7 protein-coding genes and 1 pseudogene are annotated in these 12,876 nt (G+C 68.6%); 1 reads left to right on the plus strand and 7 read right to left on the minus strand.

All coding sequences use genetic code 11. From position 1 onward, the window contains the following. Positions 1–389: 389 nt before the first annotated feature. From ACZ5K7_RS36190 to ACZ5K7_RS36200, 3 genes and pseudogenes are all read right to left on the minus strand, one after another. Positions 390–713: pseudogene (locus tag ACZ5K7_RS36190) on the minus strand (2-dehydropantoate 2-reductase N-terminal domain-containing protein); the annotation flags it as partial. A gap of 397 nt (positions 714–1,110) precedes the next feature. After that, the gene (locus tag ACZ5K7_RS36195; RefSeq protein ID WP_468920490.1) at positions 1,111–2,448 is read right to left on the minus strand and encodes a hypothetical protein; all 1,338 of its coding nucleotides are present in this window, start codon (positions 2,446–2,448) and stop codon (positions 1,111–1,113) included. A 435-nt stretch (positions 2,449–2,883) separates the two neighbouring features. Further along, entirely contained in the window at positions 2,884–3,579 is a 696-nt protein-coding gene (locus tag ACZ5K7_RS36200) for a hypothetical protein (RefSeq protein WP_468920493.1), read from the minus strand. A gap of 539 nt (positions 3,580–4,118) precedes the next feature. On the opposite strand from ACZ5K7_RS36200, the gene ACZ5K7_RS36205 reads away from it, so the two are divergent. Further along, entirely contained in the window at positions 4,119–7,385 is a 3,267-nt protein-coding gene (locus tag ACZ5K7_RS36205; RefSeq protein ID WP_468920496.1) for an ATP-binding protein, read from the plus strand. Between the two features lie 84 nt (positions 7,386–7,469). Here ACZ5K7_RS36205 and ACZ5K7_RS36210 read toward each other — a convergent pair whose 3' ends face one another. The 4 genes from ACZ5K7_RS36210 to ACZ5K7_RS36225 form a co-directional block, all read right to left on the minus strand. After that, the gene (locus ACZ5K7_RS36210) at positions 7,470–8,099 is read right to left on the minus strand and encodes a hypothetical protein (RefSeq protein WP_468920499.1); all 630 of its coding nucleotides are present in this window, start codon (positions 8,097–8,099) and stop codon (positions 7,470–7,472) included. Further along, positions 8,096–8,305, minus strand: a complete 210-nt coding sequence (locus ACZ5K7_RS36215) for a hypothetical protein (RefSeq protein ID WP_468920502.1) — start codon at positions 8,303–8,305, stop codon at positions 8,096–8,098. Before ACZ5K7_RS36215 ends, ACZ5K7_RS36210 begins: the two co-directional genes overlap by 4 nt. Positions 8,306–8,399: 94 nt before the next feature. Continuing rightward, complete coding sequence (locus tag ACZ5K7_RS36220) at positions 8,400–11,909, minus strand: DEAD/DEAH box helicase (RefSeq protein WP_468920505.1); 3,510 nt, start codon at positions 11,907–11,909, stop codon at positions 8,400–8,402. After that, positions 11,894–12,709, minus strand: coding sequence for a hypothetical protein (locus ACZ5K7_RS36225; protein WP_468920508.1), 816 nt, complete (start codon positions 12,707–12,709; stop codon positions 11,894–11,896). Before ACZ5K7_RS36225 ends, ACZ5K7_RS36220 begins: the two co-directional genes overlap by 16 nt. Positions 12,710–12,876 lie beyond the last annotated feature (167 nt).

The raw sequence follows: 12,876 nt of genomic DNA on the forward strand, positions 1-12,876 counted from the left end.
CCGCTCTGAGAGGGATCACCCGTGAGGGAGTGTCCTCGGACCGATTGCCTTGGGTGGCCCCGAGAGGTGGGCGCCGGATGGCGAAGCTCGGCCGAGAGCAGACGTGGCTGGAGCTGCCGTACGACGATCCGGAGCGATTCGTCGGCGCCGGACGCGATGTCTGGGGCGCCGCGGACATCGGCATTCCGCTCGTACCCAAGGATCCTGAGGTGTCGGTCAAACAGTTCGGGGAGGAGGAGCTGCTACGGCGGATGGGCACGTCCCTGAGAGACCTCGGACGTGGAGCGCGTGAGATCACCGAGCCGCTGCCCGGCCTGACCGCGACAAAGGTGCGGGGCTTCCGGCCGGCCTGTGGCTGCGACGCACCCGCGCCACGAAGCTTGGCTTTGTGACACGATCACCGTCTGCGGCTCGAAATGCGGCGCCCAGGCCGCCAGGCACTGACGCAGGGACTGCGCGGGCACGGACAGCACGAGGTAATCGGCGCCGTCCAGTGCGGCGGCTGGGTCAGTCGTGGCCGTCAGCGTCGCCGGCAGTTTGATGTCCGGGAAGTATCCCGGATTGCGATGCGTGGTGTTGACGGCGTCGGCGATCTCGCTGCGCCGGGCGTGCAGGACGACGTGGGTGCCGGCGTCCGCGAGGATCTTCGCGGCGGCCGTGCCCCAGGAACCGGCTGAGAAAACCGCAGCGCGGGCGGGACTGTGCTGGCTCACGTCCGGGTCCCTTCGTCCAGTCCACGGCCGCCGTTAGGGCGGTCAGGCGCGGTCATGGTAGCGGTGCGCGGGGTCGGTGCCCGCTGGGCGATGACGTGCCGGCAACGGCTCTCCACCGCACTGCCAAGCCGGGCTCGTCACCGCTGTGCTGATGCCCGGCAGAGAGAGGGCAGAGTTCGGTCACCGCTCACCCGAGTGCGGTCTTGAAGTCGCGGTGCTGGCTGAGGGGTCCTAGCTTCGTGGTGCCTTGCGTTGACAGGACGGCAGGGCCCGGGCGGCCCCGGCACCCTGCGCCCTGGTGGTCGGGGCCGTCTCTCCGCATACAGCCGTTCGAGTCGCGCGAGTGTGCTGTATGAGGGCGAGGAGCCATTGCCCCTCGCCTCAGCTTTCCAACGTCTCAAAATCTGTGTGGCCAGAAGAATGAGTCAGGGACGCGAACGACGGGCGGCCGCCGTGCGGTGACGGCGCCGATGGCGTCTTCGGCGGCCCGCAAGGCCTGTCCGTGACTGCCGCTGCCGAGGTGATGAGTAGCGCAGTTTGTGCAGTCGCCGGTACGGGCGTGCGCACTGGGGCTGTCGCTGAGGCCCCGCACGTGGGCGAAGGCGTGTTCGGGGAAGTCGGCCCGCACCGTGTGCCAGGTGCCGTGCTGCTCCTCGGTGGTGAGGCCTGCGGCCATTTCTGGGCGCATCGGCGCGTACACCTGGCCGTCGTCCTCGCGAAGCATGAAGACGCGGTCGACGTAGTCGACGGTGTCCCCCTGCGGTTGCTCTGCGTCGAGCCAGGCCAGGGCATCGCCGCGGCTTCCGGGTCCCCAGAGGTAGTCCGTGGGGAACTGCGTGGTCTCGAACCGGGCGTCGAACGCCGACCAGTACGCGTCCTCGTACCGGCTCCCGGGGGCGGACGCGCTGCGGATCAGGAGGTAGACGTATCCCTCGGCACCGGTGTCGTCCCGCAAGGCATCGACATGGGCCAGGTGGACGCTTCCCTCGTCGTTCCAGGCCATGACGACGATGTCGCGTTCCACCGGGGCGGGATACAGGCGCCCGCCAGGGGTCGGGTGTCCCCACAACTGGTTGATGAACTCTGCCAGGTCGCGCAGGGTCCGTGCCGCCTCCACGGGCGTCGTGCGGTGGTAGCCGGTCGGATGCGCGACAGCATTGCGCAGGTTCGACATCGCGTGCTCGATGCCACGCGTACGCTGGCCACGCAGCAGATCGGCCGCCCGCGCCCACGCCCGCAACCCGGCGAGCATCCCGTTGAATTCGATCAGCGTGCTGGCGACCTTCAGTCGCCACCGCGGCGCCGGCTGCTGCTGCGGTCCCCGCCGATTTCTCCTGCCCAGCTTCTTCACCGCTGCGAGCACGTCATCGTAGGTGCTGACAGCCCGGGATACCGGGGACTCGCAGCCGTTGGCGTCCTCGAAGGTGACCGTGCCGGCGCACCACTGGACGAACCGCTCACGCAGAGCCTGCTCCATCACCAGCAGGGCGCGGTCGTCGACCATGGTGAAGACGTCATACTCGAGGAGACCGTAGGCGAAGAGGCGCTGAAGCCGGTCGAACTCCCGACGCGTTGCGTCCGCCACGTCCGAGGCAATCCTGCAGTCCACGACCAGCCGCTGCAGGAACTCGGCGGAACGCTCGGCAGGCATGGGGCCGCCCAGACCGAGCGGGGTGAAGATGAGCGCGGTACTGTCCGGCGCCTGCAACTCCCCCAGCGAGCGGATCTCCGCCACGGTGATGACCTCCTATGTGGGCAACCCATCAGGATTCAACAGGGGATCGTGCTGCGCTACTGCTTTTGCTGCGTGCCGGGACAGAGGACTGATTCACGTCTGAACCTGCGGTGCCCGGCCGGTCCGGCGAGGCTACGCGAAGGCATCCCCGTTACGGGCCAGGCAGGTGGCCGGCCGCTCCTCGTCGAGCACCGAGCCCAGCAACATCCCGGGCTGCCCGGAGCCTCTGCGGATCGCGGTCCTGCTCCCGAATGCGCCCGCGGACCTTGAACCGACGGGCCACCCTGCCTCTCCACGGCGCGGTCTCGCCGCACACTGTTTCTCCGCGCCGCCGGAAGTCCAGGCCGTGCACACAAACCGCTCGGGACGCCCCTTCCCCTGGCCCCCGAGCCACCACCGGCCCCCCGGAGTGGGGCCGCCCCGCTCCAGGACCAGTCAGCCGACCGGCTTGAACGACCCGCACTCGTTCTTGAACAACTCCCCAGCCCGCAACGTCACCGTCAACCTGGTCGCCTGCGTCACGAACTGATTCGCGATGATCGTCCCGCCCGACGTGGTCCGCTCCCAGTAGCAGTCCGAGAAATGCCCCGTCGCCACATACGTGCCCGGCTTGATCTCTTGCACATCCGAGTCCGAGTCAGGGTCGAACGGCGCCGGATCGTTCTTCACCTCGAACTCCCCCGTAGAGATCCACCGCTCGTAGTCCCCGGACGCCGCCGCCTTGACGGTCTTGGACCACTTCGGGCACAGCTTCGGCACCCCGAACTTCAGGATTGCCGCCCCATCGTCCTCCAACAGCCCCGACTCCGCCAGCCATTGCGCCCCCGACCCGCCCTTCGACTGATCCGGCAACGAATCACAGATGTCCTGCACGAACGCTGCCGCATCGTCATACAGCGAGTCGTACACCCAGCCCTCCATGTCCGCCTTCTTGCCGATGTTCCCCTCCGCCGTGTCCGGATATTCCGTCGCCGGATCCTCCGGCACCAACGTCGTCGTGGACACCGCCGGAGTCCGGATGGGCTCCTTGGTCGGCTTGGCGTCCTCGCCCCGGTCACTCCCGCAGCCGGCCAGCACCACCGCGGCCGCCGCACACGCGACCACAGCCCCCGATCTACGCACATCTCTCATGCCGGACATCGTCCACGTCCCGGCAGGCGAGGGGAACACATTCAATAAAATTGGCGATCATCCGTGACAGGCGCGGGGCCTAACAACCACGCAGCGGGAGCCCCACCGCCATGCCTTGGTCCAAGTTGAAGAAGGACGAAGTCGCAGTCTGACACACCAAGCTCTTCGAACTGTGCCGACAAGGCACCGCTTCGCCGCTAACGGGCCGAACGCGAAACTGCCGGCGCTCAATGCCCGCGAGCGCAGGTGGCAAGGGCACCGGCCCTAAATCTCCGAGCGCTGCATAAGATGCCGCGGAACCGCGCAGCAACAAGGCCCGGCCGCCCGCAGCCGATCGCCATCGTGGGGATGGCGTGTGAGCTCACCAGTGCTGACGGCGTCCTGCCGTTCTGGCGTATGCAGGTCGATGGGGACGGTCATCCGTACTGCGTCAACCTCGGTGCCTGTGGAACGATCAGGGGGTAGCCCGGCGTGTTCTTGGGACGGTCGGCTCTCCGGTCGGGGCGCTGGCCTGGGCCGGCGGATAGGGGGTGGCACCGGTGCCGCAGGCGGACCGCGAGATTTCGCTGGAGCGATTGTCCGGGCAACACTCCGGCCTGCCTGACCTTGATAAGCGGCAGCGGATTTTGAGCCGCCTGCGCCGATTCGGTCCTGGGCCCGCAGGCTGGTACGCCGATATCTGCACCCTGCTGGATGAGGAGTTGTCGCTGCGTTCGACCGGGATGCTGGTCTCGCACCTGTTCCGGGAGCTGGAGAGCGCCCTTCGCGAGGTTCTCCTGCCCGATGTCACGCGGAATGACCCGACCAAGGAGCGACGGCACCTGTTCGAGGTGAAGGGTGTGCTGGACTGGCTTGGCATCCCGACCGACAGCCCTGCGGGCGTCGTCTGGCTGGAAGAGGCAACGAAACTGCACGGCTATGCGCACCGGGTCCGTATGGAACAGACACCGATGGACGCAGCAGTCCGTGTGCGCCTGGCCGAACTGGAGGACATGCTCGATGTGGTACTCGACCGCTTCGAGACCCGCTACGTCACAGTGCTGCAGCGTCTGGAGACACTGGCTACCGTTCGCAATCCGAGAAAGGCCCATGTGAAGCTGCTCCTGGGAGCCTTCCCCCAGGACTACTTGACCCAGGAACGCTTCTTCGGACTCCTGGACGCTCCCCGGTGGCTGCCGCACCTGCACGAGCACGGGCTTTTCAGCACGCCGCCAGCACCGGAAACCGACGACGAAGCGCGCACGGTGGCCTTTCCCGCCTGGCCGGCCTCAACCTATCTGGTCCGGATGGCCAGCGTTGCCCCGGCAGACGTGGCGGCCATCGCTGAGCAGATCCCCTCGACGGATAATCCGCGGGTCAACCTCGATCTCGCGGAGATGGCACTTCTGCTGCCCCCCGCAGACGCGGCGCGTCTGGTGCCGCGGGCGGTGGAAGCGATCCGTGGCCCCTACCTGATCGCCCCGGACCGATACGCCCAACTCGCGGTCCACTGCGCCCAGGGCGGCCACACCGAGGAAGCCCTGGCGGTGATAGTCGCGCTTCTGCAAGCCGCTCAGCACGGTGGTCGGATCGACGACTACGATCTCCAGGAGATCTTGCGTACGCACAACGTCGCCTTGGCCCGTCATCTGGGGGCGGCTTGGTTGGAGACGCTGACCGACAGCCTTGCAAGCGCGCTCCTTGCGACCGGAATGGACCCTGACCGCGCTGGCGGGGAAGACCTGTCCAGCGTGTGGTACCCGGTGCTCGACCCGCGCCACAGCGGGATGCGCTCTGACGACCGTGCCCTGTTCGCCGAGGCGGTCCGCGACACGGCCGACCATCTTGCGGCCACGGACATCCACCGTGTCCTGTCCATCCTGGAGTCCCAGCCATGGCTGGTCTTCCGCAGGCTCCGCCTGCACATTCTCCAGCTTCACGGTGCCAACGCCCCGGACGTGGTGGAGAGCATCCTGACGGATCCCTCCCAGATTGCTACCACCCGGTCGCAGCTTGAGTGGGCACTCCTGGCCCGCGCCAGTGCCGGCTCGCTGCGCCCGGCCGCGCTCGAAGGGGTACTGGCCGTCATCGACGCCGGGCCGGACACCGAACGGTTCGTGGAGCGGTTCCGTAGCACTTCCGGGGGCGCCGAACCGCCCGAGCAGTACGTAGAGCAGTGGGCGGGCGCTTGGCAGCGAGACCGCTATGCAGCACTGGCCGATATCCTGCCCGAGCAGCAACTGCGGCACTACCGAGAATTGTGCGAGAGCCTCGGTCCGGCACCGTTGTTGGACACGATTCCCCAGCCCCTGGCCTGGTCGGCGGCCGAAGAAGAGGGGTCGCCGGAGAACCTGGCTGCGATGACCGCCACTGGCCTGATCAGCCACGCGCGGCAGTTCCAGCCCACACCGACCCGGTTCGGCACGAACGCCGAGGCCTTCTGCAGTCAGCTGCAAGCCGCCGTGACCAGCCAGGCCCTCATCTACCAGGAGAACGCCCCTCAGTTCGCCGAGTTGGCAGATGATCACCTCGCCGCCGTCCTCGACGGATTCCGTGCGGCTGTTCAGGCCGGCCAGCAACTCAGCTGGGCCACCATCCTCCCGCTCGTACAGCCGGCTACGGGCCGCCCTCATACCTCCGACACCGGCACGCTGCACCTGGCGGTCGCCCGGTTTGTGCTGGCGGGACTGGCGCTGCAGAACACCCAGCAGATTCCCACCCTGCTCGGCGACGCACTGTGGGACGTACTCGAGTCTGTCTGGAGCGCCGCCAGGACACGACAGGACGACCTTGACGACGGCCAGCAGTCTGTTTGGGACGAGAGTTTGGAAACAGCCTTGCGAGCCGCCGTCTCGTGGGCGCTGTGGCGTCGCGAACACGGCGCTGCCTTCCAGGTACTGTTCACTGCCTTGGACACCCTGCTGCTGGACGCGGCTGGCACGCCCGCTGCCCTGGGCGCCAGTTCCGTCGGTCGAACCGTCGGATCCTTGATCACTCGACTCGATGCTCTCGACCCGGCGTGGATGCGACGCCGAATTGAGGTCCTGTTCAACGCCGACACCGTACTGGGCCGTGCCAGCTGGATGGCCCACCTGAACACCTCATCGCTCACCGAGTCCGTCGTGAGCCTCCTCATGGATGTCTACCGCACCGCAGCACGCACACCCGCAGTGCTCGGTCAGGATCACCGGGACTTGCACCGGCGGCTGGGTGATCACCTCATGGCCATCTATCTGGCAGGTCTGCTCGGACTGGACAACGAGAGCACTATGACTGACTACCTGTACTCCTCACCCGTGGCTGCTGTTCAGCTCGCTTCGTTCTTGAGCGAGGTTGTAAATGACCGCGACCTGCCACCGGATACCCGCGACTGCATCATGCAGTGGTGGACCTGGCGCCTGACCGCCCGGGACGACGGCGCGCATGGACCTGCACCGCAACCCGACGAGATCCACGCCCTGATTGGCTCGCTGACCCGCAATGACGCCTTCCCGGTTACCTGGCGCCTGCAACAGCTGAGCGTTGCCCTCAAGACGACCGGAAGCCTTGGCCGCGACCGGCGCATCTACTCCTTCCTGGCCGAAGCAGCCACCGACTACCTGGGACCAGTGCTGGAACTGATGCACCGGTGGGTCACCACGCTGGACATGTACGACTACGCTCCGCGGATCAGGGAGAGTGACGTCCGCGCCGTTCTGCTGCTGGGACTTGCCTCTCCTGAACACCAGGAACTTGCCCGCGACATCATCAACCGAGCCACCTACCGGGGCCACTACCAATTTGCCCCCCTGCTCACGGACACCGCTGATCAGCCTGGCCTGTCCTGAGCCAACCCATCAGCAGGGCGGTCGGCAGAGCGGCCCCCCGCCGATGGCTTCCGGCATCTAAAGGATCGGTACGGGTTTCGATGGTCAGCGGCTTGGCACCTGGGTGGGTCTGCCGGTCCAGTACAGGGCGGTGTCGATGTCGCGTGCGGTCCAGCCGCCGGCGCGCGCTCCGCCATGGTGCAGGAGGTCGTCGAGGAGCTGCATGTAGCGGCCGTAGCGCCCCGATGCCGGGGTGAGGGGGAGGCGGAGGGTGTCTAGGGCGTGTTGGACGCGGCGGTCGTAGATGGCCATCCGTTGGGGTGCGGCTGCGGTGAGGATGGCTGAGGCGAGGGCGTCGCCGGTGCGGAAGCCGGGCAGTTCCCAGATGATGCCGCGGCCGGTGCGGGCGGCTTCGCTGCGGTTGAGGGCGGCGTCGCGGACGGCGGTGAGGGCCCGCTCGGTGACTGCTCGGACCTGGGTGTCGGGCAGTGACATCAGTTCTGTCACCCACGGGGTCTGTGCGGAGGGCCGTTTCCAGACCACCAAGGCTGCGATGTCCGTCTTGCCGAGGCTGCCTGCGTGCTCGGTTCGCTGTGCGACGTCGTGGAAGACCTCGTCGTAATGCGGTGAGACGTTGGCCAAGTAGCTGGCGTGAGCGGGGATAAGGACGTCCCATGCTCGGCCGCAGACAACAGCGAACTCCTCCTGGGCCGGTGTGCACCTCGTCTTCTTCACGTCTGCATCATGCCGGTGTGGCCGGAGGATGAGTGTAGGGGGCGGTCTGCTTCTTCGGCGAGGTGGTCGAGCCAGATGGCCTCCAGTGAGGTGTTGGCGATGCGTTCGGTGCCGTCGCCGATGGCGGGGATGGCTGCTTGGCGGATGAGGCGGGCGAGGCTTCCGATGCGGTCAGTGAGGTGGACCCGCTGCGCCGCCACAACCATGACTGCCAGGTCTGGTCACGGAAAAGGACGCCGCCTAGAACTGGCGCGCTTGTGCCGCAGCCCCGCGCGTGGTTTCCGCCGAGTGGGCCAGGTGTTATCGGGCGCGTCGGGTGGTGACAAGTTGGCCTTTGTGGAGACGGTGGTTGAGGTCGAGGCCGCTGTCGAGCATCGCGAGGACATCGAGGTGGCGGTCGGCCGGTACGGTCGCCACCCGGCGGCGGTCGCGGCCGACGCGGATGGTTGGGTGGCGCGCGCTGGGCCGTGCGACGTTGACCGGGCCGTCGGGTGTCCCTGTTACCAGCCGGGTCAGCGGAGTGGTGGCGGCGTGGTTGTCGAGGAGCTGGTTGATCGGGTCGGAGGGAGTGCGGACGTAGTCGAGGAGGTCCTGGACCTCGTAGTCGATCGCCCCGTACTGCTGTGTCCAGCCGTCGATGTGGTGCTGGGCGGTCCACCGCCGCAGGCCGGCCGACCGGTGCCCCAGACGGGCGGCGTCGCGGCCGAGGAGGTGAGCGATACGCCGAGAGGTGATGCCGGAAGTGAGCAGGGTCAGGGCCTGCTCGGTGTCGACGCCGTGACGGATGTGCCAGGCGGTGTGCGTGTTGAGCCTGGGCGTGCCGGGAGAGAGCGCGGGGCTGGTGTTGACCAGGTTGATCAGGGCACCGACGGTCCAGCTCAGGGCGTGTCCGAAGGCGGTGCTGATGTTGCGTACTGCCTGTTCGAGCGCCCACCCGGCAGCGACGCCGGGCTGCCAGGAACGCGCGAGGTCGGGGATCGTGCTGCCGGAGATCCACTCGCGGAGCGCGGGGGCGATCGGGACGTGCATCTGCGTGCCCCGCGTCTCCTTGTCCTTGAAGTTCCAGGTCTTGGTGACCTCCGGGACGTGGTCGAGCAGGCGATCGAAGACCTGGTGCTCGCTGAGGAAGTCGAGGGTGCGTTGCAGCGGCCATTCCTCCGGCACGGCGAGCCGGTCGCCTCCGGTGGCGTCGTCCACCGTGTGCCGGTCGAGCAGCACGGCCAGCTGGTTCGCAAGCCAGTCGAGGTAGCGGGCCGAGCCCAGGCTGGTGCCGGTGGCGGCCCACCGGCCGGCCTGGGCTGGGTCGGTGGTCTCGAAGACGGTGGCGACCTTGTCCGCGAGGGTGAGCCACCTGCTGGTGTGCCTCCCGTTGCCTGTCTGGGACAGGGCGAACAGCGCGTCCAGGGCGTCGATGGGATTGCCCTGCGGCGCCGCCGAGGAGGCATGGAGCTGCAGGACGAGCCAGACGAACGAGGCGAAGTCCGCGGCGATGCCGTCCGCCAGCGCGAAGACTCCGTCAGCGTCCTGCCGCAGGGTGTCCTCGGCGTCGGCGAGTTCGGCCATGGCCTCGCCGGTCAGCAGCGCGGAGACGACGCGCAACTGCTCCGGGTCGGGGTTGAGGGAGTCGAACTCGGCGGGGCGGGGCGAGTAGGGGCGGGTCAGGAAGATCCACCCCTCGCTCTCCCGGCCGGCCCGCCCGGCGCGGCCGATGGCGTTGAGGAGTTCAGCGGGGGACAGGGCGCGCTGGCCGTTGTAGGTGAGCGGGTCGCCGTCGACCTTGTGGTGGACGATGACGGTGCGCACGGGCAGGTTGACGCCGTCGGTGAGGGTACTGGTGCTGGCGATCGCCAGGAGCTCGTCGCGGCGCAGCGCGCCCTCGACAGCGTGGAGGACATCCTCGGGCAGGGCGCCGTGGTGGTAGGCGACGCCGTGCAGGGTGCAGCGCACCAGCGGGTGCTCCGCGCCGAGGGTGTCGGCGAGGTAGTCGGTCAGGGCCGCGGCCTCGGGCCGCTCGGGCAGGCGCTCGGCGATGGCGAGTGCCGCGTCACGGGCTGCCCGCCGGGTGCCGACGACCATCAGGACGCTGCCGTTCGCGGTGAGTTCCGCAGCACCGGCGGCGAAGACCTGGTAGTCGGCGATCCCGCCTGGCAGACGGGTCCGCGCGTTCCACCGGCCTGCGGTGCCGGCGAAGCGCCGTGTGCCCACCTCGCCGGTAGTCAGCCGGGCGATGGCGGAGGAGGCGGTCGGCCGGACATCGAGGAGGGTCTCGACAGGCACGGTGGCGAGCACTGGCGAGGCATGCTTCGCCGTCGGCCGCCGCTCCGTCAGCTCGGCCTGCTCCGTCATGAGGTTCGGATACATGAGCCCGTGCATCCGGCGCGGGCCACGCCAGGTATCGGTGAAGTAGACCTCTCGTTCGGGGCGATGCGGGTCGAGCCACGAGGCGATGTCGCCCTTGTTGCCGACCGCCGCGGACAGCAGCACGAGTCGGATGTCGCTGCGGGCCTGCAGCAGTGTGAGCAAGCTTTCCAGCACGAAGCCGCGCCGCCCCTGGCCCAGGTGGTGGGCCTCGTCGACGACGACCAGCCCGACCTCCGCCAGTGCTTCGCCGGGGTTGTTGCGGATCATGTGCATGAGCCGCTCGGGGGTGACGATCTCCACGTCCCCGCCGTCCGGCTCGGCCGAGGAGGTCCAGGGGCCCAGGGGGAACTCCGGTTGCTCCGCGGCCAGGCGCCGCCCGAGCACCCGCAGCCGGCCCCGCAGCGTCCCGTGCATCTCCCGCCCCAGGCTGCGCATCGGCGACACATACACCACGCGCCCGGGGCGCTGCGCCAGGTGCGAGCAGATCACCAGCTGGGCCATCAGCGTCTTGCCCGCGCTGGTCGGCACGCTGATCAGGCTTCGTGACGTCGCCGGGTCGAGCGGGTTGCCACGCTCGAGTCTCAGGAGCTGGCGCTGCGGCGGCCAGAGCGTCATCACCGGCGGCTTCGACAACGCGAAGCTCCGCGCCACTTCCGGGGGAGTTCCCGGGGGCAGCAGCTGGTACAGGCTACTGACCGCCATCTCCCCGCTCAGCTGGAACAGGTGCGCGGCAACCCACCGCGCCAGCCGATCGCCTCGGCCGGCCGCCTCCGTCATCACGTCCCGCAGCAGCCGCTGCGCCGCCAGCAGATCCCGCTCCTCGCCGAACCCCAGGAATTGGTCCAGGTGGAAGACGGCCTCCACGACGGCCTCTGCGGGCCCGTACATGGTCCCCGCCAGGGACTCGCGGCGCATCACCGCCCGCACCCCGCGCAGCTGCCGCCGCCATGCCCGCAGCGCCCGGCCCAGCTCCGGGCGGTCGAAGCCGAGGAAGACGACGCCGGCCTCCACAGCCAGGGTGCCGATGTGCCCTCGCATTTCACCGGTGATGTCGACGAGAGCGCGGACCTGCCGGTAGACGGCGGTGGCGTTCGGGTCCTGCTCGCTGCGCCGGTACCCGGCTTGGGCGGCAAAGGCAATCTGGAGCCGCTCAGCCTCAGGCCGACGTTCGTCGCCCAGGGCGAGGTCCATCAGGTGCGCGCTCGCGGCGAAGGCCCGACGCACGCGCACCGCGTCGAAGTCGGGCGACTGCGGGTCGAGCGCGGCGAGGCCGTGCAGGTACCACGCCGTGGCGAGGGTCTCGTCCTCGATCTCCCGCTCACCGCGGAAGGCCCCGACCTCTAGCTCGGTCATTGCCGCCAGCAGGTCCTGTGCTCTGGGCAGCACCCCGCCCTCCCGGTACTCGCCGAGCGCGGACGCGAGCACCTCCGGGTCTAGAGTGCGCTCCACACGTACCTCCTCACGTCCTTCGCGAAATCTTCAAGATCCTCGATCGCCACCACCACGCCCTGCAGCGCGCCCGGGTGGGTGTGAGTGGTGAAGTGCTGGTGCGAGCGCTCGAAGGCCGTGGCCGGGGTGTCTGCGGCGTCGAGCGCGATGCTGACCCCGCCGTTCCCCGACGCCTTCGCGTCCACCCATTGCCGAGCCATTGAGCCGACGAACTCTCGGGTATCGGGGGCCAGCTCCCGGCCTCCCCACGAGATCTGGCCCAGGTACCGCGCCCCCCAGGTGTTCAACTGCTGCCACGCCTTGCGGATCGTGTCGCTCGGCTTCGTCTTTTCCGCGGTGAATTTCTTCATCTCCCACAACCGGAAGACGAACCCCAGCTCACTGCCAGGCACCCGGTGGATCACCAGGCCGTCCGGCCCGCTGTCGGTCACCGTCGATGAGGGCGGGTCCAGGATTTCCACACTGCGCCCCGGCTCGGGTGGAAGGTCGCGGGTGGAGAGGTACCAGAGCCACTCGCCCACGTAGCCGGTGACGCCCGTGGGGTCGTTGGCCTCGAACACCGGTCCGGCGTAGAGCAGGACGTGCGCGCGATCGGGGCCGGCCAGCGGGGTGCCGGCCAGGGCGCTGTTGCGCCAGAGCCGGTATGCGAGGTCGTCCAGGTCGGTGCGGGCCCGCATGATCTCGTCGGCGATGATCCAGGCAGCCGCCGCATGCTCCTCGGGTTCCGGCCCGATGGTTACCACCAAGTCCCACGGGCACACCTGTCCAACGCCACGGCTCTCCCGCTGAGTGAAGTCCACGAGGCGACCTCCGGCCGCCCGGGCGTGCTCCATGGCCTGCAGCGCGGGTACCGACACCCGTCCCCCACCCCCGCCCCTGACTCGGTGTCGAGCCCTGCTGCGACACGGGATCACCTTATCCAGCAAGAATTGGTCTGTTTGAGCCCGGTTGTACATGAGCGCGGCCG

Source organism: Streptomyces sp. NPDC031497 (genome assembly GCF_055580905.1).